We start from the raw sequence: 21,501 nt of genomic DNA, 5'->3' as shown, positions 1-21,501 counted from the left end.
TTCGTCCTTTCCTGGTGAGTGGGCCAGCCCCTGCGGAGGACGCTCAGAGCAGGCCCGCGGCCCGGGCCCAGCGGTACTTCGCGCCGAGCACGGCCACGGGCTTCTCGGTCGTGTACGGGTAGGCGACGACACCGTGGTCGTAGAGGTGGTCGCTGGCCTCCTCGACTTCGACGTCGCCTGACAGCGACGCGACGACGGGCTTGTGGATGCCCTTCGCGCGGTACTCCTCGACCACTTCGGAGACCAGCTCCGCGAACACCATCGGCGGGGTGACGATGGTGTGCCAGTAACCCAGGATCAGGGCGTGGATGCGGTCGTCCTCGAGGCCCAGCGCGATCGTGTTGCGGTAGGTCGAGGGCGGTTCGCCGCCGGTGATGTCCACCGGGTTGCCGGCCGCGCCGAACGGCGGGATGAACTTCCGGAACGCCGTGTCGAGGTCCGGCGGGATCGTCATCAGGTCGAGGCCGTGGTCGACGCAGGCGTCCGAGAGCAGCACACCCGAGCCACCGGCGCCGGTGATGATGACGACGTTCTCGCCCTGCGGCGTGGGCAGCAGCGGGATTCCCCGGGCGTACTCGAGCATGTCGTTCAGCCCGGGCGCCCGGATCACGCCGCTCTGGCGGAGGATGTCGTCGTAGACCTTGTCGTTGCCGGCCAGCGCGCCGGTGTGCGAGCTCGCCGCCTTGGCGCCCTGGGACGTCCGGCCGGCCTTCAGCACCACGACCGGCTTGCGCCGCGAGACCCGCTTCGCCGTCTCCGCGAATGCGCGCCCGTCCTTGAGGTCCTCCAGGTGCATGGCGACGAGCTCGGTGTTGTCGTCCTGCTCGAAGAAGGTGAGCAGGTCGTCCTCGTCGATGTCGGCCTTGTTGCCGACGCCGACGATCGAGGAGACACCCATCTTCGCCGAGCGGCTGAAGCCGAGGATCGCCATCCCGATGCCGCCGCTCTGCGACGACAGGGCCACGCCGCCCTTGACGTCGTACGGGGTGCAGAACGTCGCCGACAGGTTCTCCGGCGTGTAGTAGTAGCCGTAGATGTTCGGCCCGAGGATGCGCACGCCGTGCTTGCGAGCGATCGCGACGACCTGGTCCTGCAGCTCGATGTTGCCGGTCTCGCCGAAGCCGGACGGGATGAGGATCGCCCCCGCCACGCCCTTCTTCCCGGCCTCCTCGAGCGCCGCGGGGACGAACTTGGCCGGGATGGCGAACACGGCGACGTCGACGTCGCCGGGCACGTCGGTGATGCTCGGGTGGGCCTTGCGGTCGAGGATCTCGGCGGCCTTGGGGTTGATCGGGTGGATCTCCCCCGCGTACCCGCCGTTGACCAGGTTCTTCATCACCGAGTTGCCGATCTTCCCGGCTTCGGCCGACGCCCCGATCACCGCCACCGACGCCGGCTTCATGATCCGGTTCATCGACGCGAGGATCTCCTCCTGGGTGAACCGGTGCGGCTGGGTCGCCGCGTCCGGGTCGACCAGGATCCGGACGTCGACCGCGGTCGCCCCGCGTGGTGTGGCGAGCACCGGGTTGAGGTCCACTTCGGACAGCTGCGGGAAGTCGGTGACCAGCTCGCCGAGGCCGGTGATCACCGCCGCGAGGGCGTCCCGGTCGACCGGTTCCGCGCCACGGACGCCGCGGAGGATTTCGGCGGCTTGGATACCGTCGATCATCGACCGGGCTTCTTCGGCGGACGTCGGCGCGAGCCGGAAGGTGACGTCCTTGAGCACCTCCACGAGCACACCGCCGAGGCCGAACGCGACGATCTTGCCGAAGGTCGGGTCGGTGACGGACCCGATGATCACCTCCTGGCCCTCGGTGAGCATCTGCTGCACCTGAATGCCGAGGATCCGCGCTTCGGCGTCGTAGGCTTTCGCGCTGTCGATGATCTGCGCGAAGCCGGCTTTGACCGCTTCGGCGTCCCGGAGTCCGACGAGGACGCCGCCGGCCTCGGTCTTGTGCAGGATGTCGGGCGAGACGATCTTGAGCACCACCGGCAGCCCGATGGCCTCGGCGTTTGCCACGGCCTCCTCGGCCGTCGTCGCCAGCCGCTCGGCCGGCGTCGGGATGCTGTAGGCCTCGCAGACCGCACGCCCCTCGGGCGCGGTCAGCGAGGACCGGCCCTCGGCCGCCGCCTGCGCCAGGATCCTTTCGACCGCCGCGCGATCCGCCACGTCAGATCACCCCCGCCGCGCGGAACTTCTCGAGTTCCGCTTCGCTGTAGCCGAGTTCGGTCAGTACCTCGTCGTTGTGCTCGCCCAGCAGCGGCGACCGTTCGATCTCCACCGGCGAGTCGGACAGCTTGAGCGGGCAGCCGACGGTCTTGAAACTGCCACGCTCGGGATGCGGGACCTCGACGACCGAGCCGAGTTCGGCCAGGGTCTCGTCCTCGATCAGCTCCTTCGTGGACAGGATCGGGCCGCACGGGATGTTGTGGGCGTTGAGCTTTTCCATCACTTCCCACTTGGTGTGCTTCTCGGTCCACTCCTCGACGAGCGCGAACATCTTGTCCAGTTTGGACAGTCGGACCTCGGGGGTGGCCCAGGCCGGGTCGTCGGCCAGCTCCGCCTTGCCGATCAGCCGGGCGAGGGGTGCCCAGCCGGGTGGCTGGACGATCACGTAGATGTAGTCGTTCGGCCCGCCGGGCGCGCACTTCACCGCCCAGCCGGGCTGGCCGCCGCCGGAGGCGTTGCCCGAGCGCGGGACCTCGTCGCCGAACTGGTCGTTCGGGTACTCCCCCAGCGCACCGTGGGCCAGCCGCTGCTGGTCGCGCAGCTTGACGCGGCACAGGTTGAGCACGGCGTCCTGCATGGCGACCTGGACGCGCTGGCCGCGGCCGGTGGAGGTCCGCTGGTACAGCGCGGCGAGGATGGCGGCCACCAGGTGGATGCCGGTGCCGGAGTCGCCGATCTGCGCGCCGGTCGCGGTCGGCGGCCCGTCCTCGAAGCCGGTGGTGCTCATCGCGCCGCCCATCGCCTGCGCGACCACTTCGTAAGCTTTGAAGTCGGCGTACCGGCCGGGGCCGAACCCCTTGATCGAGGCGTAGACCAGCCGCGGGTTGAGCGCGGCCAGTTTCTCCCACGGGTAGCCGAACCGGTCGACCACGCCCGGGCCGAAGTTCTCCACCAGGACGTCCACTCCGGACACGAGCCGCTCGAAGACCTCCTTGCCCTCGGCGCTCTTCATGTTGAGCGTGATGCTGCGCTTGTTGGCGTTCAGCATCGTGAAGTAGAGGCTGTCCACGCCGGGCAGGTCGCGCAGCTGCCCACGGGTGATGTCGCCGCGGCCCGGCGTTTCGAGCTTGATCACGTCCGCGCCGAGCCAGGCCAGCAGCTGCGTCGACGACGGACCGGACTGCACGTGCGTCATGTCGAGGACGCGGACGCCCTCCAGTGCCTTACCCATGCCTTGGCCTCCGCTCACTTGTACATGGTCTGGTTCATGGTTCCGGGGGCGTACACGTCGGGATCGACCCAGACGTTGATCAGCGACGGCAGGCCGGACTCGCGCGCCCGCAGCAGCGCCGGCCCGATGTCGGCGGGGTCGCGGACTTCTTCGCCGTAGCCGCCGAGCATCCGCGCGAACTCGTCGTAGCGGACGTCGCCGAGGGTGTTGCCGACGCGCTCGCGCGGCAGGCCGTACTTCGCGGCCTGGCCGTAGCGGATCTGGTTCATCGAGGAGTTGTTGCCGACGATGCCGACGAACGGCAGGTTGAACCGCACGAGCGTCTCGAAGTCCCAGCCGGTGAGGCTGAAGGCACCATCGCCGAAGAGGGCCACGACCTCCTTGTCCGGGCGCGCGTGCTTGGCGGCCAGGACGAACGGGATGCCGACGCCGAGCGTCCCGAGCGGGCCGGGGTCCATCCAGTGGCCGGGTGACTTCGGCTGGACGACCTGGCCGGAGAAGGTGACGATGTCGCCGCCGTCCCCGATGTAGATCGACTCCTCGGTGAGGAACTCGTTGATCTCGTGCACCAGCCGGTACGGGTGGATCGGGCGCGCGTCGGAGTGCTGCAGCGGCAGCCGCTTCCGCTTCGCCTTTTCCTCCGCGGCCTGGAGTTCTTCGAGCCACGCCTTGCGGCCGGTGGCGCCGTTGTCGGTGCGGCCGGACGCGGCCTCGGCGACGGCGGCGAGGACCTGCCCGGCGTCACCGACGATGCCGAGGTCGATGTCGCGGTTCTTGCCGACCGTGCGGTAGTCGAGGTCGATCTGGACGACGGTGGCGTCCTTCGACAGCCGCTTGCCGTAGCCCATCCGGAAGTCGAACGGCGTGCCGACGATGACGATGACGTCGGCGTTGTCGAAGGCGTACCGGCGCGAGAGCTGGAAGTGGTGCGGGTCGCCCGGCGGCAGCGTGCCGCGGCCGGCGCCGTTCATGTACGCCGGGATGTTCAGCGTCCGGACGAGCTCGGTCGCCGGGCCGGTGGCCCGGGTGGTCCAGACCTGGCTGCCGAGCAGGATGGCCGGCTTCTTGGCGTGCACCAGCAGGTCGGCGAGCTTCTCGACGTCCGCGGGGTCGCCCGCGTTCTTCGTCGACGCCCGGTAGCGGCCGGCTTCGGGGATCCGGGCGTTCTGCAGCGGCACGCGCGCGTCGAGGACGTCCCGCGGGATCTCCAGGAAGGACGGTCCCGGCGCACCCGCGTAGGCCTCGCGGAACGCCATGCTCACCAGGTCGGCGACACGGGCGGTGTGCGGGACGGTGGCGGCGAACTTGGTGATCGGCGTCATCATGTCCACGTGCGGGAGGTCCTGCAGGGACCCCATCTTGTGCTGGGTCAGCGCGCCCTGGCCGCCGATCAGCAGCATCGGGCTTTCCGCGCGCAGCGCGTTCGCCACCCCGGTGACGGCGTCGGTGGTGCCCGGCCCGGCGGTGACCACCGCGCAGCCGGGCTTGCCGGTGATCCGCGCGTAGCCGTCGGCCGCGTGCGCCGCGACCTGTTCGTGGCGGACGTCGATGACCTCGATGCCTTCGTCGACGCAGCCGTCGTAGATGTCGATGATGTGGCCGCCGCACAGGGTGAAGATCGTGTCGACCCCTTCGGCCTTCAGCGCCTTGGCCACGAGGTGACCACCTGAGATCTCGGCGGGCGCGGGCTCGGCGCCGTTGGTCGCCGCGGCACTCTCCCCCGCGGTGGTGCCGGTCGTTGTCAGCGCCATGCTCAACTCCTCTGGTCCGCCACCGGATCTCTCTTGTCCGGTGGTGCGTGTCGCCTTCTCCGAGGTCAGCGGCCCCTTCGCGGCAAACTGTAGATTGCATACCGTATGGGGTAGGCATATAGTCACTCTTCAAGCAGCCCGTGTCCAGGGCCATCCGCAGGGTTTTTCCGGACTCGAAAACCGGCCCCCGCGGACCACCACTCCACGCCCTTCGCCCTGCCCCGCCGCGGAAAGGACGCTCCCGCATGGACCTGTTCGAACACGAAGCCCGCGAACTCTTCGAGAAGCACGGCGTGCCGGTCCCCCGCGGCCGGGTCGCCGCCGATCCGGCCGAGGCCCGGGCCGCCGCGGTCGCCCTCGGGGGTCCGGTGGTGGTCAAGGCGCAGGTGAAGACCGGCGGACGCGGCAAGGCGGGCGGTGTCCGCGTGGTGCACACCGCCGACGACGCCGAACAGGCCGCCGACGACATCCTCGGCATGGACATCAAAGGCCACACCGTGCACCGCGTCCTGGTGACCGAAGCCAGCGAAATCACCGACGAGTACTACCTGTCCTTCCTGCTGGACCGTGCCGGTCGGACGTTCCTGGCCATGGCGTCGGCCGAAGGCGGGATGGAGATCGAGGAAGTCGCGGCCACCCGGCCGGACGCCCTGGTCCGCGTGCCGGTCGATCCGCTGTCCGGCGTCGACCCGGCGGCCGTCGCGGCGGCGTTTCCCGCCGACGTCCGCGCCGAAGTGGCCGGAGTCGTCGAGAAGCTCTGGGACGTTTTCGTCGCCGAGGACTGCACTCTCGTCGAGGTCAATCCCCTGGCGCTGACTACCACGGGGATCGTCGCGCTGGACGGCAAGATCACCCTGGACGACAACGCGTCCTTCCGCCGTTCCCCGGCGTTCGACGACACCGCGGACGGTGATCCGCTGGAGCGTGCGGCCCGCTCGAAGGGCCTCAACTACGTCAAGCTCGACGGCGACATCGGCGTGATCGGCAACGGCGCCGGCCTGGTCATGTCCACTTTGGACGTCGTGGCGGCGGCCGCGGCCGAGGCGGGCGCGCGGGGGCCGGCGAACTTCCTCGACATCGGCGGCGGCGCGTCGGCGCAGGTGATGGTCGACGGGCTCACCGTCATCCTCGGCGACCCGCAGGTGCGCAGCGTGTTCGTCAACGTCTTCGGCGGCATCACCGCGTGCGACGCGGTGGCGACCGGGATCGTGCGGTCGCTGGCGGTCCTCGGCTCGCGGGCCTCGAAGCCTCTCGTCGTCCGGCTCGACGGGAACAACGTCACCGAAGGCAGGCGGATCTTCGCCGAAGCCGCCCATCCCCTGGTCACCGTGGTGGCCACCATGGACGACGCCGCCCGCGAGGCGGCGAAGCTCGCGATCGCGGAGGTCTGAACCGTGGCCATCTTCCTGGACGAGAACAGCCGGATCGTCGTCTCCGGCATCACCGGTTCCGAAGGCGCGAAGCACACGCGGCGGATGCTGGCCGCCGGGACGAACGTCGTCGGCGGCGTCAACCCGCGCAAAGCCGGGCAGCAGGTGGAGTTCTCCGGTCGTTCGCTGCCCGTGTTCGGCAGTGTCGCGGAGTCGATGGCCTCGGCGGGCGCCGACGTCTGCGTGCTGTTCGTGCCGCCGCCGTTCGTGGCCGACGCCGTGATCGAGGCGGTGGACGCGGGGATCGGGCTCGCGGTGGTGATCACCGAGGGTGTCCCGGTGCACGACAGCGCGCGGCTGTGGGCCCACGCCGTCGCGGCCGGCGGGCGGACCCGGATCATCGGGCCGAACTGCCCGGGCATCGTCTCCCCGGGGAAGTCGAACGCCGGCATCATCCCGGCCGACATCACCGGGCCGGGCCGGATCGGCCTGGTGTCCAAGTCGGGCACGCTGACCTACCAGCTCATGCACGAGCTGCGGGACATCGGGTTCTCGACCTGCGTGGGCATCGGCGGCGACCCGATCATCGGGACGACCCACATCGACGCGGTCGAGGCGTTCGAAAAGGACCCGGAGACGGACCTGATCGTGCTGATCGGCGAGATCGGTGGCGACGCCGAGGAGCGGGCCGCCGAGTTCATGCGCGCCAACGTGGCGAAGCCGGTCGTCGGGTACGTGGCGGGGTTCACCGCCCCGGAAGGCAAGACGATGGGCCACGCGGGCGCGATCGTGTCGGGATCGGCGGGAACGGCCGAGGCGAAGAAGGCCGCCTTGGAGGCGGCGGGGATCCGGGTCGGGCGGACGCCGAGCGAGACGGCGGCGCTGGCCCGCGAGCTGCTGGGCTGATGGAGCTGCGCCAGCTGGCGGTGGTGGTGGCGGTCGCCGAGGAGGGTGGGTTCACGGCGGCCGCCCAGCGCCTGCGGACGGTCCAGTCGACGGTGTCCACGGTGGTCCGCGCGCTGGAGCGGGACCTGGGAACGCCGCTGTTCCACCGCACGACGCACCGGGTGGTCCTGACGCCCGCCGGCGAGGCCTTCGTCCCCGCGGCCCGCGCGGCGCTCGAGGCGGCGGAGCGGGCACGGGCGGCGGTGACCGCGGTGGACGGCGAGGTGCGCATCGGGGTCTGCCCGGGGTTGCTGGCGGATCTCCATCGGGTACTGGCCCGGCTGCGGCAGACCCATCCCGGCCTGGCGGTGGAGATCCGCCAGCTGCGCCCCGGTTCGCTGGAATCCACCGTGGACCTGGTGTTGACCTGGGCCGACGATGGACTCGCCGGATCGGACGGGCTCGTCACCACGCTTCTTCCCGCCGAAGAGCTGGTCCTCGCCACGGCACCCGGCGGCGTGCGTTCCGCCCCGGCCGACCTTTCCGCGCTCTCGCTGGCCGACTTCCCACCCGGCTGGGCCATCCGCGAGGCCGTCGACCGCGCTTTTCCCCGGCGCCGGGTCTCGCTGGAAGTCGACGATCTCGCCGTGGCCGCCGGGCTCGTGCGGGCCGGGCTCGCCGCCTGCGTGCTGCCCGCCTCCGTCGCCGCGCGGTTCGGCGAGCTCACCGTGCGGCGGTTCGAGCGGACGGTTCCGTGGCAGCTCGCCGCCGTGCACCGGGCCGAAGCCGGGCCGGCCGTGGCCGCCGTGCTCGCTCAGCTCGGCTGAAGGCCGAGGCGGTCCGGTCGCGTGTAGACGTTCATCGACGTCCCGCGCAGGAACCCGACCAGCGTCAGGCCCAGCTCGGCGGCCAGGTCCACCGCCAGCGACGACGGCGCCGACACCGCGGCCAGCAACGGGATCCCGGCCATCACCGCCTTCTGCACCAGCTCGAACGACGCCCGCCCGCTGACCATCAGCGCCGTGCCCGACAGCGGGAGCTCGCCGCCTCGCGTCGCCCAGCCGACGACCTTGTCCACCGCGTTGTGCCGCCCGACGTCCTCGCGCAGGCACCGCAGCTTCCCGTCGGCGTCGAACAGCCCCGCCGCGTGGAGGCCACCGGTGCGGTCGAAAACCCGTTGTGCCGCACGGAGTTCGTCCGGCAGCCCGGCCAGGGTCGCCGGGTCGGTGACGAGGGGGTCGTCGCCGACCGGCCAGGTGACCGTCGTGCGCACGGCGTCCAGGCTCGCCTTGCCGCACAGCCCGCACGAGGACGTCGTGTAGAAGTTGCGTTCCACCGAGGCGTCCGGCGGCGCGACGCCGTCGGCGAGCACGACGTCGAGGACGTTGTAGGTGTTGCCGCCGTCGGCCGTGGCGCCGGCGCAGTAGCGGATCGACCGGATGTCGGCCGCCGCGCGGACCACGCCCTCGCCGACCAGGAACCCGGCCGCGAGGTCGAAGTCGTCGCCGGGCGTCCGCATCGTGATCGTGAGCGCCTTGCCGGCCACCCGGATCTCCAGGGGTTCCTCGACGGTCAGCGTGTCCGGCCGCGTGGTGTGCCCGCCGTCGTGCACGCGCAGGACCCGCCGCCTGCTCGTCATCCGCCCCACGTCAGGCCGCCGGGAGCAGCGACTTGGGCCGGCCGGGCTGGGTCAGCCGCCCGGACAGCACCGCCCCGGCGAGGCTCAGCACGCCGGCCGCGACGAACCCGTGCTCCGTCACGACGAGCGTGGCCAGTCCGATCCCGACGGCCGCGCCGACGGCCTTGGCGCTGTAGAGGATGCCGAAGTTCTGGGCCACCGACTCCTCGCCGAAGAACTCGCGCACGAGGCCCACGAGCAGCGTGTAGCAGCAGCCGTTGCCGAGCCCGGCGAGCGCGACGCCCAGCAGCAGGCCGACGGCGTGCCGGTGTTCGCCCGAGTAGAAGAGCACGAACTGGGCCAGCCCGCCGGCGAGCAGGGCGAAGCGCAGGATCCGGTGCCGGCCGAGCCGGTCGGCGAGCCGTCCGATGAGGACACGGCCGCCCCCGGTGGCCGCGGCGAGCAGCGCCAGCGCGGCGGCGGCGAGCCCGGGCCCGCTGCGCGCGGCGGTGAACGTCGCCAGGTAGGCCAGGTCGAACAGCAGCACGGCGGCCGCGAGCACGACCACGAGGTACAGCGAAAGCGTCGTCCGGCATCGGAACAGTTCGGCCGGCCGGTAGTGCCGGACCGCGGGCCGCCGGTTGTGCGCCCGGTCGAGCGCCCAGGCGCGGGGTTCGGGTGTGGCGGGCCACCAGTTCCGCGGCGGGTACCGCAGCAGCGCGGCGCACCCGGCGATGACGACGAGCACGACGGCGGCGGTGACGTCCAGGAGCACCGGCCGCGCCGCCGGCAGAGCGGCGGCGAGCAGGACGAAGGGCACGCTGCCGCAGGCGAACGCCCCGCTCACGATGCCCGCGCGCGGGCCGGTGCCGTCCGGGAACCAGGCGAGCACCGCGCCGACGCAGGTGGCGTAGACCAGCCCGGTGCCGAGGCCGCCGAGCACCGAGTATCCGAGGAACACGGCGGGCAGGCTGGTGGCGTGGCCGAGCGTCACGAGCCCGGCGGCGCACAGAACCGCGCCGGCGGCCATCGCCACGGGCGCGGGGAGCAGGCCGTGGTCGCGGAGCCACGCGACCGGGAAGGCGGCTCCGGCCTGGCAGATCGCCCACACCGCGAGCGACAGGACGATTCCGCCGAACGTCCAGCCGGGCATCCGGCCCAGCGACGGCACGATCGCGCCGAACCCGTACTGCTGCACCCCGGCGGCGAGCATCGCGGCCGCGGCGAGCCAGGTGATCCACGCCCGGGGCCGGCCGAGCAGATCCCGGTCGGACTCCCCGACGCGGTACCGCCGTCCGTAGACATCCCGGAGCTCGCGCACCTCGGCCATGAGGACCGCCTCCTGCTGGAAGATTGTATGCAGTATGGAGTAGTCCGAGTGTGCGCCAGGGCGGGGCCGTTGTCTACCGGAAGCGGGAGGGGGCGCCCGGATGGCCGAGCGGGCGGCAGGTGCGCCGGGCTCGCGTAACCGCGCGAAGCGGTCTCATCGCGAGGCGGCCCGACGGCGGCCCGGCGAAGCGGCTCTCACGCCGCGAAGAGGAGGCGGCCCGGTGGCCATCGAGGGAGGAGGCGGCCACCGGACCGGTGCTCCACCGCGGTACCGGCCGCGCGGAGCACTGACAGTCTGGCCATCGGAGCCGCTCTCCGACAAGCCTTCGCCGCCCGCCCGGCCCGGGAACTGTCCGGTCGGCGACGCCGAGAACCGGCAAAGCCGTCCACATCGAACACCCGGCGTGACGGCGCGGCACGAAAAAGATACCGAACGCCACGCGCGAGCTCAAGCGGTAACCGGCCGGCGAAGCGGCGCCGGATGGCGCGGCTCCGCCGGCGCGGACCCGGCTTTCAAGCCTTCTTGCGGGTCGCTCGCTTGCGCGCCGGCTTGGCTTCGGCCGGTTCGGCCGCCGCGGCCTGGTCGGCTTCGAAGCCGGCGATGATCTCGCTGGACAGGCGGCCGCGCTCGGCGACCTCGTACCCGTTCGCCTGCGCCCACTCGCGGATCTGCCGGTTGCGCTCGCGGTCGGTGCCCGAGCCGGACGGGCCGGACAGCGACTGCCCGCTCGCCAGGCGAACCTTGCGGCCGCCGATGCGCCGCGCGGCGGCGACGTAGCGAGCCAGTTCGTCCCGCAGCGCCGAGGCGTTCTCCTCCGACAGGTCGATCTCGTAGGTCACCCCATCGAGGCTGAAGGGGACGGTCTGCGAAGCCTCGCTGCCGTCGAGGTCGTCCACCATCTGGACCTGCACCCGTTGCGCCATGATTCGTCGTTCCTCATCTTCTCCACAACACGGTCGGACAGACCATAACCTGTCGAATCATGCCCGGCACGCGCGACACCCGGAAGCGTCCACAATGGCCGCTCGGACGAGCGGCTCGCCCGCGTCCAGAGTGACCCGCGACCGAGCCGAAATGCTCGTCGTCTCGGCGAGAATTTGATTTCGTGATATGCTCGAAGTCGAATCGATACCGTGACGACATCACCTCGTCGGGATTTCCGCTAATACACCCCGGATCAGCCACACCGACTTCACGGCCGCCGCCGCAGAGCAGCACATTTGCTCGTCGACGGCGTACCTGCTCAGCTCCGCGCCGAGGAACTGCTGCGCTACCACCGGCTCCACGACACTCACCCGATCCTGGCCGCTGCCCGCACCGAAGCGGTCTGCCGGAGCCGGAGCGCGCGTGATGCGCGTCAATTCCGGTATAGACCAGTATGTGATTCCGGCCACCGGGCTCGATTCGTTCGCGTATCGGACCACGTCACGACGATTCCGGGTGTCCGGGGTCGACCACCCGGCGATCCCGGGAACGGCTCGTCCAGAGTGGACTCGACCCGTTTCGCCCCGTGTTCGTCAGCTGGCTCGGTGTCACTTGGCTCGGAAATCGTGGCGCCGGCTTTTCCGCTCAGTCCGGCAGCATCGGCACTTCGAGGTCGTCCGGACGGCCGAGCAGCACCGCGCGGGTGACCGCCGCTTTCCCGAACCGGTCCCGCACCGCGTCGAGAGCGGTGTCGAGCTCCGTCGCCCGCTGCCGCTCGAACGGCAGCGCCGGCTGGAACGGGTTTTCGTCGGCCAGGTTCGACAGCGCCGCGCCCAGCAGGGTGATCCCCCGGTCGGCGATCAGCGGCAGCGCGGCGACGAGCAGTTCCCGCGCCGCGGCGAGCAGCACACCGGTGCCGGCGGTCGGGTCGGTCAGCGTGTGCGAACGGGTGGCGCGGGAGAAGTCGGCGAAACGCAGGCGGATCGTGACGGTCCGGCAGACCCGGCGGGCGGCGCGCAACCGGCGGGCGATCCGGTCGATCAGCGCCACGAGCACGACGTCGAGCTCGGCGGGCGTCCGCCTGCCGCGCCCCAGGGCCCGCTGCGCCCCGATCGAGCGCCGTCGCGTGCCGATCTCGACGCGGCGCGGGTCTTCGTTGTGCGCCAGGTCGTGCAAGTGCGCCCCGGCGGCCCGGCCGAGCAGGCCGACGAGGTCGACGTGCTCGGACGCCGCCAGCTGACCGACGGTCGTGATCCCGCGCGCCCGCAGCTTCTCCGCGGTGACCTTGCCGACACCCCAGAGCGCCGAGACCGGCAGCGGGTGGAGGAACGCCAGCTCGCCGTCGTGCGGGACGACGAGCAGGCCATCGGGCTTGGCGACGCGGCTGGCGACCTTGGCGAGGAACTTCGTCCGCGCCACCCCGACGGTGATCGGCAGCCCGGCCCGCTCGGCGACGGCCGCACGCAGCCGTTCGGCGACGTGGCTCGGCCGCCCGCCGATCCTCGCCAATCCCCCGACGTCCAGGAAAGCTTCGTCGATCGAGATGCCTTCCACCCACGGAGTCGTGTCGTGGAAGACCTCGAACACCGCGCGGCTGGCGGCGAGGTACGCCGACATCCGCGGGCGCACGACGACCGCGTGCGGGCACAGCCGGCGGGCCTGCGCGCCGCCCATCGCGGTGCGCACGCCGTACGCCTTGGCCTCGTAACTCGCGGCGAGCACGACCCCGCCGCCGACGATCACCGGCCGCCCCTTCAGCGCGGGATCGTCGCGCTGCTCGACCGACGCGTAGAACGAGTCGAGGTCGGCGTGCAGGATGGGCCCCTCGTCGGTCATAGAACACATGTTCGCATACCCGTACGCCGAAGTCCGCTCGTCCGCCTACCGCGGGTGACGTGCCGCCGGTCGAAATTAGGCGTTTTTCCGGTTGTCCACGGTGTGTAGCCCAGCTCACACTCGACCCAACGAACAACCCGACGACTGGGGGCAATATGACCGAGAAGTGCCGATGCGGCGACCACCACGCGTGGGCCATGCCGAGTCCGCAGGACAGGCCGGCCGCACCGCGGCAGCGGCTGCTGGCGGCCACGCTGGCGCGCGAAGACCGCACAGAAGACACCGGCGGCCTGGATCCGACCGACCGCGTGACCTGCCGCATCCACCGCCGCTGGCTGCACGACTGCGTGGCCTCGCCGGTGCACAGCAACCCGGCGACGGGGTACCGGTGGTGCCGTCGCTGCGATCACCAGGCGCTGGTCGCGGTGGACGAGCTCGCGGGCGAGGTGACCATCCGGTGCGGGCTCTGCGGGCGGATTCCGCTCAGCCGGGCCAACCAGGAGCTGGTCGAGCTGTGCCGGAGGAGCCTGGCGCTGGCCCGTTCGAACCGCTTCCCGGAGACGGCTGCCGCCTGAGGGCACGTCGGCCGCCGGCGGGCTTTCCGTGCCGTCGAGCCGGTTCCCGGCGACCTTCCTCGCGCGGCCTGCTGCCATCATGCGGGGGTGCCCGCACCCGGAACCACCGCGTTGCTGATCCTGTTGCCCGCTGCCGAGCCGGCGCTGGCCGCGGCCCGGCGGATCGATCCCGCTCTCGTCCGTCCCGGCTTGCCCGCCCACGTCACGGCGCTCTATCCGTTCCTGCCGGACAACGCCCTGACCGATGAGGTCCTGACGGCGGTCCGGTCCCTCGCGGCGGGCTTTCCGCCTCCCGAAGTGCCGCTGACCGAGCTGGTGGTCACCCCGGGTTTCGTGGCTCTCGCGGCTCCGGCCCTGCAGGCGATCGCCGATGCGGTTTGTGTGCGGTGGCCGGAGGTTCTCCCGTACGGGGGCCGGTTCGGTCCTCGCCCGGCCGCGCACGTGACGGTCGCGATGGGTGGCTCGGCCGAGACCCTCGAGCAGGTCGCCGGGGAAGTGCGGCCGCTGCTGCCCTTGGTCGACCGCGCGGCGGCCCTGCAGTTGGTGGCCCTCACGGATCGCGGCTGGGAGCTGCGGCTGGAGGCACCGTTCGGCGGGTGAACGGTCGGCGACCGCCGGCCGCCTACGGGCCGGCGTTCTCCAGCTTCCGGTACGCGCGGGCGATCGCCCGCAGCCGCGCCACGTCCGCGGCGAACGGTTCGGCCGCCGCGGTGGGCGGCTCGGTCTCGGACGGCTCGTCCGGCAGGTCACGCACCAGCCTCGCCGCCGTCGCGGCGGGCAGGTCCGGGGTGACGCCCGCCAGGATCAGGCCGTCGTTGGTCTCGCTCATCGCCGTCAGCAGGCGCTCGCGCCGGGACGGGCCCGCCGGGTCGATGCGGGCGATTTCCGGGAACCGCCGCGTCAGGTGGGCACGCAGTGGCCGGAGCAGGCGCAGCGTCCGGGCGTCCCGGCGCGACGCCGCCAGGCCCGGGACCGCCGGGATCGTCAAGCCCACGACGATCAGCAACACCGACACCGCCGGGAACCCGACGTCCAGGGTGCACGGCAGCGTCGAGAACGGCCCGCGGCACACCGCCTTCGCCGGGTGGTCGGCCTGCAGGGCGCGGATCGTCGCGACCACCTTCCCGCCCAGGTAGGCGACCGCGAACGCCGACGCCAGCAGCAACAGGGCGAGCCCCGCACGCAGCGCGCCCTCGCTCGCCCGGATCGTCACCGCCGCGATGAAGCCGATGTCGAGCACCGCGAAGCCCAAGTACACCGTGTAGGTGAAGACGTAGACGACCAGCGTCGGGTGCGTGCGGTACAGCTCGTCGAACAGGCCGAGGCCGCGGGGCAGTCCGGGCGTGCTGAAGAACGTCACCACCAGCACCGCCAACGCCACGCCGAGGGCGAACACCCGGGTGCGGCGGCCCCGGTCGCGGGTGCCGCTGATCTCGGCGACCGTCAGGCCGATGCCGTACGCCGCGACCATCGTCGCCAGGTTCGACAGCAGCCGGCCGAGGCTCGGGTAGATCTCGCTTTCGAACTGCTGCGCCCGGTTGGCCAGGAAGCAGAACGCCGCGCCCAGCGCGATGAGCGAGAGGGCCAGGCCCGCGCCCGCGCCGGTGCGTCGTGCGCGGGCCGCTCGCCAGATGCCGGCGCAGAGGGCGAAGAGCCCGACTCCGAAGAAAAGCAGGTCGATCACGGGACGTGACTATCCCAGCAGCGCGGCCAGCCGCCTAGCCTGGTCCGCCGCCCGGCCGGACGCGCCCGGCTGAACGGCGGGCGGCTCGCTCGTCGCCGCGCTCAGCAGCAGCACGGCGATCAGTTCGGCCTCGTATTCGTCGGTCCCGGTCGTGACCCGGGTGAGCAGGTGCGACAACGCCCGCGGCGCCAGGTCCGGGGCCAGCTCGGCGGCCTCGGCCTCCGACAGCAGGCAGGTCCCGGTGTGCGCGCACAGCATGTGGGCCAGTTCGTGGGCGATGATGTGGTCCTGGTGCAGCGCCGACGTGTGCTCGGTGTAGGCGATCAGGTCGTAGTCCGGGCGGGCCTGCCACGCACCGGAGGGTTGACCGGGCCGGTACGCGATCGGGACGACGTCGATCTCGCGCCCGCGCCACGCCTCGAGGGCGTCGACCCAGGCGTTCATCGACCACGGCCGCGGCAGCGGGACGGCGGCGAGCAGCGCCCGCACGCGCTCGCGTGCCCGGTCGCGGAGGGCAGGCAGGCCGTGCTCGTCGATGGGTCCTCCCCGGTCACCGGGCGCCAGCCGGGTGCACCGGGGCGCGAACACGGACGAGGTCATCGTAGCCGAGGCGCGCGCGGTCACTCCGGTTTCCGCCGCCGGCCAGCGCGACCCCGGGTGTCGTCGTAGCTGCTGAGCTGATCCAGCAGGGCGGTCACGGTTTCGCGGTCGCGCGGCGAGAGCCGCATGGCTCGTTGCGCGAGGTTCCGCGCCTCGCTGTCGCGCCACGCCACGACGTCCTCGACCTGCCGGTCGACCTGCCCGGCGACCTCGTCGTCGAAGAAGTAGGTCACCGGCACGCCGAAGAACTGGGCGAGCGCCTGGATGTGGGAACGCTTCGGATCCTTGCGCGCGCCGACGGCCAGCTGCTGGACGTGGGTCGCCGACATCGTGACGCCGGTCTGCTCGGCGACGCCGTGCGCGATCTCCCGGTAGGAGTACGGCTTGCGGTCCGGCGGGTGCACGGTCGCGATCAGGTGCGCCAGCCGTTCGGCGAAACTGCGCTCTTCGCTCACCACACACCACCTGCCGCCATGAAACGTGACACCGAACAGGGTAGCTGTTCCGAAAACTTGACACCGCCTGTACCGGAAAGACTACGATACTCCTGTCCGGCGTTTCGGAAACGTGACGCCGGCCCGGGGTGGCGCAGCGGCCCGCGGGTGACTCACGTGGCCGCTGGGGGTGACCACGCGCCTGACCCGGTTCCCGCCGCGCCGCCCCACCTCAGCCATTCCCCTCGCCTCGGCCGGAGAGTAGCAGCGGACGAGGTGGGTGCTTCGGCGAAGGCGCCGCGCGCCAGGGAATCAGCCGACAGTTTCAGCTCGCGCGGGACTCGAACGCACTCAACCCCCTGTCACCCCCTCTGCTCCCTCTCCGTTCGAACCCGCCCGACCCCCTCGGCAGCCCCCGTCCGCTCACCCGCCAGCAGCCGACGGAGTGCCGCCGGGGTCGCTCCGGTGTGCTCGCGGACCGTCCTCGTCAAATGCGCCTGGTCCGCGAAGCCCAGCTCCGCCGCCAGCCTCGCCAGCTCCTCCTCCCCCGCCTCCAGGCGATCCAGCGCCCGGCCGACCCGGATCCGGTTGCGGTACCGCGTCAGCGAAACCCCGACCTCGCGCGGGAAAGCCCGGCTCAACCGGTACGGCGACACCTCCAGCAGCTCCGCCAAGGGAAACAACCCCACGGCAGCCGGCACATCCGCGGCAAGAGCCTCCCGAGCCCGCGACACCAACGCGCCGTCGTCACCCCGGCCGCCGGACACGGGGGCCGAAGCCGCCTGCGCGATCGCGAGGCCCACCAGTTCCACCAATCCCTCGGCCAGCGCGTAGTCCGGGTCGGCCACCGACGCCACCACCCGGCGGTGCGCCAAGTCGAGCCGCGCGTCGACGTACACGGTCGGCCGGGCCGGCCGGGAACCCGCCAGCTGGTGCCAGCGGTGCTGCCCGAACGTCACCGACGTGCACACGTCTCCGCCCGCCGGGTGGGCGAACCGCTCCTCCTCCCCCGGCTCCGCGACGTACCCCACCGCCGGGTCGGTGTCCGCGACCACCCCGCGCGCGTGACGGCGGAACCGGCCGCGGCGGACCAGCACCATCCGGTACCCCTCCGCCACCTCGGGCGGCGACCAGCCCGGGTGGTCGTCCGCGCACGTCACCACGCTCACCGCGTACCCCGGGCGGGCCGCGATTTCCACTGCTTCCAACACGGCCCGGACGCTACGCCGGGGGTCCGACAGTTCCCGCAAGGATCTTCAAGACCGCGGCCCGGCCCACCCGGAAGAGTGACCGCAGAACGAAAGGAGTCGGGAAATGCCCGCGGAACTCACCACGATCGTCCTCGACTGCGCCGACCCGGCCGCACTTGCCGCCTTCTACGCCAAGGGACTCGGCCTCGAGGTGACCTATCAGGACGACGACACCGTCCAGCTCGGCATCCTCGGGTTCCAGCGCGTCGCCGGGTACCGGGGACCGTCCTGGCCGGACGACGCCAAGCACGCCCACCTCGACCTCCGCGTCGGCGATCTCGCCGCCGCCGTCGAGGAGTTCGAGGCGCTCGGCGCCACCAAGCCGGACTTCCAGCCCGGTGGCGCCGACTGGGTCGTCCTGAAAGACCCCGAGGGGCACCTCTTCTGCCTGATCCCGGGGTGAGTCAGCGGCGGTAGACGCCGAACTCGTACAGCGAATAGCCGTACGCGCTGCCGCGCTGGGTAGCGGACATCCGGACGTAGCGGGCGGTGGCGGCGATCGCGAGATCGTCGGCGCCGCCGTCGCCCGCCGTCGTCGAGTACACCGTCCGCCAGTTCGCCGCGTCGTCGCTGACCTGGATTTCGTAGGCCTTCCCGAAGGCCGCCTCCCAGATCAGCTGGACGTGGTCGAACGCCTGCCGGCTGCCCAGATCCACCTGCAGCCACTGCGGATCGGCCCACGCGCTCGCCCAGCGCGTCGCGGCGTCGCCGTCCGTGGCGGCCTGCGGCGGGTAGGGCGCGCCGGGACCGTCGGCCTGGTAGGTCGACGCCGTGGTCGCCTGGCCCCGGGCCAGGTTCGTGCCCGGCACCGGCGGGGCGACCACGCGCAGCGACCGCGTCTCGATGCCGACGTTGCCGTGGCCGTCCCGGGCGTAGAGGTAGATCTTCCAGACGCCCAGCCGCTGCGGCGCGGTGACGGTGAACGTGCCGGTGCCGGTGAACTGCGCCGGGATCAGCCCCGACGCGTTGTCGATGTACTTGCTGTTGTAGCCCATGGTGTAGGTGATCGGGTCACCGTCCGGATCGGACACGTTCGCCGTGAGGGTGAACGTCGAGCCGGCCGGGACGTCGGTGACGCGGCTGAGGTTCATCGACGAGATCACCGGCGGCGTGTTGCCGCCCGTCTGTCCACTATAGAGCCTGCGGACGGCGTACCAGGAGAGCCGCTTCTCGTTGCCGGTCGTGATGTTGAACCAGACGCCGCCGAAGTCGCCTTCGGTGCCGTAGTGGAACAGCGTCGCGCCGAGCGCCACGCCCGGGTGCGCGAGCACGCAGTTCCAGGCGTTGACGTACCCGTCGCGCTTCTGCGGGTCGGTCGGTTCGGCAGGCACGCCGTTGACGTCGTTCGGCACCTCCCACTCGCCGGCCGGGCCGGTCTCGGTGATGATGTACGGCTTCGTGTAGCCACCCGCGAGCCAGTCCTGCTTCACCTGGCAGACCTGGGCGTAGGAGTTGACGGAGTAGAGGTCGAGGCTCGGCGCGTACGCCTTGTAGTACGGCCACGCGCCCGTCCAGGCGTCGGTCGAGGTGACCGGGTGGTTCGCGTCGATGGCGTGGATCGCCTGCGCGGCCTGGTCGACGAAGCGCGTGTAGGCGATCCGGTTCTGCTCCAGCTGCGTGCCGGAGTAGCAGTTCTGCATCCCGAGGATCGACTCGTTGCCGACGTTCCACATCAACACGCCGGGGTTCGCCTTGTAGGTGTCCACCCACTTCCGGATCTCGGCGAGCATCGTGTTCTTGTAGTTCGTGTCGGTGGTGTAGTCGACGCAGCCGCCGCTGCCCGGGCCGCCGCCGGGCTGCAGCCAGAAGCCGGCGACGACCTTGATGCCGTTGGCCGCGGCGGCGTCGAACAACGGCCGGCTGCTCCCGTCCGTGCCCCAGGTCCGAACCGTGTTGACGCCGATCGCGTGCAGCTCCGGCATCCGCGTTCCGGCCTCGCTCACCGGCGGTCCCCAGGTCAGGCCCTTCACGGTCCACGGTGTCCCGTCGACGGTCAGCTGCCAGTTGCCCTGCGAACCGGTCACCCGCGTGACGCCGGGGCCGTCCTGCGTCGGCGTCCCCGGCGTGCCGCTGACCTGGAATTCCCACAGTGAGTAGCCGTAGCCGCCGGCGCGGTGGGTGCCGTAGAAGCGCACGTAACGGCCGTGACCCGAGACGGCGAGGTTCTGCACACCGCCGACCGCCGTCGTCGTGCTGTACACGGTCCGCCAAGTACCGGCATCGTCCGAAACCTGGATTTCGTACGCGGTCGCGTAGGCGGCTTCCCAGTTGAGGGTGACTTGGCTGATGTCGGCCGGCGCGCCGAGGTCGACCTGCAGCCACTGCGGGTCGCTCCAGGCGCTCGCCCAGCGGGTGCCCGCGTCGCCGTCGACGGCCGCGGCCGCCGGGGTTCCCGCGCCTTCGCTGCTCGACGCGGTCGCGGGTCTGCCCTGGGAGAGCAGGGTGGCCGCGTGGGCCGGGGAAGGGCCGGCGAGCAGGCCCAGCACCAGCAGGGCCACCAGCGCCGGGACGGCACGGAGGAGCGACGGTCGGTCCACGATGACTCCCGTACGGCAAGGGGAACGGAGACGGAGAGCGCTCTCCGGCGCGCTCGATGGTTCGGCACGCCCCCCCGCGTTGTCAAGATTCGCCCACGAACCCGACAAGGACTGTCCGGCGGGCGATCCGGGTGCTCCTTGACACGGCCGGGACCGGGTGCGCATGCTGTTGGAGAGCGCTCTCCCATCCTTGGCCCCTCACCGTGGAGGACCCTTGGCAACGAAAGCCGCGCTCCTCGCCTGCACCGCCGCCACCGTGCTGGCAGGCGCCTTCCTGACCGCGGCCACCTGGTCGCCCGCCGGAGCCGACGACCTGGTGACCCACCACGAGTTCCAGGTCAACTGCTCCCCCAGCCACCACCAGCCGGACGACCCGATCGTCTTCCCCGGGCTGCCCGGCGCGTCGCACGACCACACGTTTCTCGGCAACAAGACCACCAACGCGGCAACGACCCTGCAGTCGCTGCAGAACGCGGGCGTCGGCAACACGACGTGCCTGGCGCCGGACGACCTGTCGGCGTACTGGTTCCCGACCGTCCTGAACGGCAGCCAGGTGGTGCTGCCGAACTTCGCGCAGGTCGTCTACTACAAGTCCGGCATCCTCGACTACACGAAGGTCGTACCGTTCCCGCCCGGGCTGCGGTACGTCGTCGGCAGCGTCACCGCGACGCAGGACGAGTTCCAGCACGCGACCGGCGCCGTCGAGGGCTGGGAGTGCGGCGACAGCTTCCACAACTGGGACATCCCGGTCCGGTGCGTCGCCGGCAGCCAGCTCAACATCCGCTACCAGGCGCCGAGCTGCTGGGACGGCGTCCACCTGGACTCGGCCGACCACAAGAGCCACATGGCGTACCCGGACCGGGCGACGCTGACGTGCCCGGCCGACCACCCGGTGCCGGTGCCGATGCTCGAGTTCAAGATGGCGTTCCCGGTCAGCGGCGACATGTCCGGCGTGCACCTGGCCAGCGGACGCGGGTACTCGTGGCACTACGACTTCTTCAACGCGTGGGACCCGCCGACACTGGAGGCCTTGGTCAAGCACTGCATCAACGGCGGCCTGCAGTGCGACCCGCGCGGGTTCGACCTCTACAAGCCGGACCGCGGCACGGTGCTCGGGCCGAACTACCGGCTGCCCGGCCGTCCGTGAGACGGCCGTTCCCGGGGGCGGCGGCGGTGGTGGCGCTGATCGTGGGCGGTTGCGCCACCACCGGCCCCGCCCCCGCCGCCTCACCTTTCAACCCGACCGATGTGGCGTGGCTGCAGCTGGTGGTGCCGATGACGGAGAACGCGCTGGCGGCCGCCCTCA

Annotated in this window: 20 protein-coding genes; 7 read left to right on the top strand and 13 right to left on the bottom strand. The window is 71.6% G+C overall.

All coding sequences use genetic code 11. From position 1 onward, the window contains the following. Window positions 1-43 precede the first annotated feature (43 nt). From IE317_RS00105 to IE317_RS00095, 3 genes are read right to left on the bottom strand one after another with little or no spacing between them, the layout of a single operon-like run. Complete coding sequence (locus IE317_RS00105; RefSeq protein WP_191305939.1) at window positions 44-2,170, bottom strand: acetate--CoA ligase family protein; 2,127 nt, start codon at window positions 2,168-2,170, stop codon at window positions 44-46. Between the two features lies 1 nt (window position 2,171). Beyond that, a complete protein-coding gene (frc, locus tag IE317_RS00100) occupies window positions 2,172-3,401 on the bottom strand; it encodes a formyl-CoA transferase (protein WP_191305938.1) in 1,230 nt (409 codons plus the stop codon). A gap of 14 nt (window positions 3,402-3,415) precedes the next feature. Continuing rightward, on the bottom strand, window positions 3,416-5,152 hold the full coding sequence (locus IE317_RS00095) for a thiamine pyrophosphate-binding protein (protein WP_229902385.1): 1,737 nt from the start codon (window positions 5,150-5,152) through the stop codon (window positions 3,416-3,418). 245 nt (window positions 5,153-5,397) lie between these two features. On the opposite strand from IE317_RS00095, the gene sucC reads away from it, so the two are divergent. Genes sucC through IE317_RS00080 form a run of 3 tightly spaced genes read left to right on the top strand, consistent with a single transcriptional unit; the run spans window position 5,398 to window position 8,234 of the window. Beyond that, the gene (sucC, locus tag IE317_RS00090; RefSeq protein ID WP_191305937.1) at window positions 5,398-6,543 is read left to right on the top strand and encodes an ADP-forming succinate--CoA ligase subunit beta; all 1,146 of its coding nucleotides are present in this window, start codon (window positions 5,398-5,400) and stop codon (window positions 6,541-6,543) included. Between the two features lie 3 nt (window positions 6,544-6,546). Continuing rightward, window positions 6,547-7,428 (top strand): succinate--CoA ligase subunit alpha, encoded by an 882-nt coding sequence (gene sucD / locus IE317_RS00085; protein WP_191305936.1) that lies wholly within the window; start codon window positions 6,547-6,549, stop codon window positions 7,426-7,428. Further along, window positions 7,428-8,234: a LysR family transcriptional regulator gene (locus IE317_RS00080; RefSeq protein WP_191305935.1), complete on the top strand. Its 807-nt coding sequence runs from the start codon at window positions 7,428-7,430 to the stop codon at window positions 8,232-8,234. The genes sucD and IE317_RS00080 overlap by 1 nt, the downstream gene beginning before the upstream one ends. Here the strand turns inward: IE317_RS00080 and fdhD are convergent. The 5 genes from fdhD to dinB form a co-directional block, all read right to left on the bottom strand. Next, entirely contained in the window at window positions 8,222-9,055 is an 834-nt protein-coding gene (gene fdhD / locus IE317_RS00075; RefSeq protein WP_191305934.1) for a formate dehydrogenase accessory sulfurtransferase FdhD, read from the bottom strand. The two genes, IE317_RS00080 and fdhD, sit on opposite strands and share 13 nt — an antisense overlap. A gap of 1 nt (window position 9,056) precedes the next feature. After that, window positions 9,057-10,355, bottom strand: a complete 1,299-nt coding sequence (locus IE317_RS00070; protein ID WP_191305933.1) for an OFA family MFS transporter — start codon at window positions 10,353-10,355, stop codon at window positions 9,057-9,059. Between the two features lie 512 nt (window positions 10,356-10,867). Continuing rightward, window positions 10,868-11,278, bottom strand: a complete 411-nt coding sequence (locus IE317_RS00065; RefSeq protein WP_191305932.1) for a histone-like nucleoid-structuring protein Lsr2 — start codon at window positions 11,276-11,278, stop codon at window positions 10,868-10,870. 219 nt (window positions 11,279-11,497) lie between these two features. After that, window positions 11,498-11,779, bottom strand: coding sequence for a hypothetical protein (locus tag IE317_RS00060; RefSeq protein WP_191305931.1), 282 nt, complete (start codon window positions 11,777-11,779; stop codon window positions 11,498-11,500). 145 nt (window positions 11,780-11,924) lie between these two features. Further along, the gene (gene dinB, locus IE317_RS00055; protein ID WP_191305930.1) at window positions 11,925-13,115 is read right to left on the bottom strand and encodes a DNA polymerase IV; all 1,191 of its coding nucleotides are present in this window, start codon (window positions 13,113-13,115) and stop codon (window positions 11,925-11,927) included. 197 nt (window positions 13,116-13,312) lie between these two features. On the opposite strand from dinB, the gene IE317_RS00050 reads away from it, so the two are divergent. Both IE317_RS00050 and IE317_RS00045 read left to right on the top strand, forming a co-directional pair. Continuing rightward, window positions 13,313-13,690, top strand: a complete 378-nt coding sequence (locus tag IE317_RS00050; RefSeq protein WP_229902384.1) for a hypothetical protein — start codon at window positions 13,313-13,315, stop codon at window positions 13,688-13,690. An 87-nt stretch (window positions 13,691-13,777) separates the two neighbouring features. Further along, window positions 13,778-14,290, top strand: coding sequence for a 2'-5' RNA ligase family protein (locus IE317_RS00045; RefSeq protein WP_229902383.1), 513 nt, complete (start codon window positions 13,778-13,780; stop codon window positions 14,288-14,290). A gap of 22 nt (window positions 14,291-14,312) precedes the next feature. On the opposite strand, the gene IE317_RS00040 is transcribed toward IE317_RS00045, so the two are convergent. The 4 genes from IE317_RS00040 to IE317_RS00025 form a co-directional block, all read right to left on the bottom strand. Next, entirely contained in the window at window positions 14,313-15,374 is a 1,062-nt protein-coding gene (locus IE317_RS00040) for a hypothetical protein (protein ID WP_191305928.1), read from the bottom strand. 9 nt (window positions 15,375-15,383) lie between these two features. Further along, window positions 15,384-15,974, bottom strand: coding sequence for a hypothetical protein (locus IE317_RS00035; RefSeq protein ID WP_229902382.1), 591 nt, complete (start codon window positions 15,972-15,974; stop codon window positions 15,384-15,386). Window positions 15,975-15,994: 20 nt separating this feature from the next. Further along, window positions 15,995-16,429 carry an XRE family transcriptional regulator gene (locus tag IE317_RS00030; protein ID WP_191305926.1) on the bottom strand — a complete coding sequence of 145 codons (435 nt, stop codon included), beginning with the start codon at window positions 16,427-16,429 and terminating at the stop codon, window positions 15,995-15,997. A 341-nt stretch (window positions 16,430-16,770) separates the two neighbouring features. After that, window positions 16,771-17,649 carry a helix-turn-helix domain-containing protein gene (locus tag IE317_RS00025; protein ID WP_191306362.1) on the bottom strand — a complete coding sequence of 293 codons (879 nt, stop codon included), beginning with the start codon at window positions 17,647-17,649 and terminating at the stop codon, window positions 16,771-16,773. Window positions 17,650-17,722: 73 nt separating this feature from the next. On the opposite strand from IE317_RS00025, the gene IE317_RS00020 reads away from it, so the two are divergent. Continuing rightward, window positions 17,723-18,061, top strand: coding sequence for a VOC family protein (locus IE317_RS00020; RefSeq protein ID WP_191305925.1), 339 nt, complete (start codon window positions 17,723-17,725; stop codon window positions 18,059-18,061). Window position 18,062: 1 nt separating this feature from the next. On the opposite strand, the gene IE317_RS00015 is transcribed toward IE317_RS00020, so the two are convergent. After that, complete coding sequence (locus IE317_RS00015; RefSeq protein ID WP_191305924.1) at window positions 18,063-20,195, bottom strand: discoidin domain-containing protein; 2,133 nt, start codon at window positions 20,193-20,195, stop codon at window positions 18,063-18,065. Window positions 20,196-20,409: 214 nt separating this feature from the next. On the opposite strand from IE317_RS00015, the gene IE317_RS00010 reads away from it, so the two are divergent. Next, window positions 20,410-21,342 carry a DUF1996 domain-containing protein gene (locus IE317_RS00010; protein WP_191305923.1) on the top strand — a complete coding sequence of 311 codons (933 nt, stop codon included), beginning with the start codon at window positions 20,410-20,412 and terminating at the stop codon, window positions 21,340-21,342. Window positions 21,343-21,501: the final 159 nt, after the last annotated feature.

Source organism: Amycolatopsis bullii (assembly GCF_014654205.1).
Taxonomy (GTDB): Bacteria; Actinomycetota; Actinomycetes; order Mycobacteriales; family Pseudonocardiaceae; genus Amycolatopsis; species Amycolatopsis plumensis.
Note: the sequence above shows the minus strand (reverse complement) of the source record. Positions and strands in the feature narration are given on the sequence as shown.

Bases quoted from the DNA above. Each gene is read 5' to 3' on its own strand.
- frc (WP_191305938.1), bottom strand. From the start codon at position 3,401: ATGGGTAAGGCACTGGAGGGCGTCCGCGTCCTCGACATGACGCACGTG.
- sucC (WP_191305937.1), top strand. From the start codon at position 5,398: ATGGACCTGTTCGAACACGAAGCCCGCGAACTCTTCGAGAAGCACGGC.
- dinB (WP_191305930.1), bottom strand. From the start codon at position 13,115: ATGACCGACGAGGGGCCCATCCTGCACGCCGACCTCGACTCGTTCTAC.
- IE317_RS00050 (WP_229902384.1), top strand. From the start codon at position 13,313: ATGCCGAGTCCGCAGGACAGGCCGGCCGCACCGCGGCAGCGGCTGCTG.
- IE317_RS00020 (WP_191305925.1), top strand. From the start codon at position 17,723: ATGCCCGCGGAACTCACCACGATCGTCCTCGACTGCGCCGACCCGGCC.
- IE317_RS00035 (WP_229902382.1), bottom strand. From the start codon at position 15,974: ATGACCTCGTCCGTGTTCGCGCCCCGGTGCACCCGGCTGGCGCCCGGT.
- IE317_RS00095 (WP_229902385.1), bottom strand. From the start codon at position 5,152: ATGGCGCTGACAACGACCGGCACCACCGCGGGGGAGAGTGCCGCGGCG.
- IE317_RS00065 (WP_191305932.1), bottom strand. From the start codon at position 11,278: ATGGCGCAACGGGTGCAGGTCCAGATGGTGGACGACCTCGACGGCAGC.
- IE317_RS00080 (WP_191305935.1), top strand. From the start codon at position 7,428: ATGGAGCTGCGCCAGCTGGCGGTGGTGGTGGCGGTCGCCGAGGAGGGT.
- IE317_RS00070 (WP_191305933.1), bottom strand. From the start codon at position 10,355: ATGGCCGAGGTGCGCGAGCTCCGGGATGTCTACGGACGGCGGTACCGC.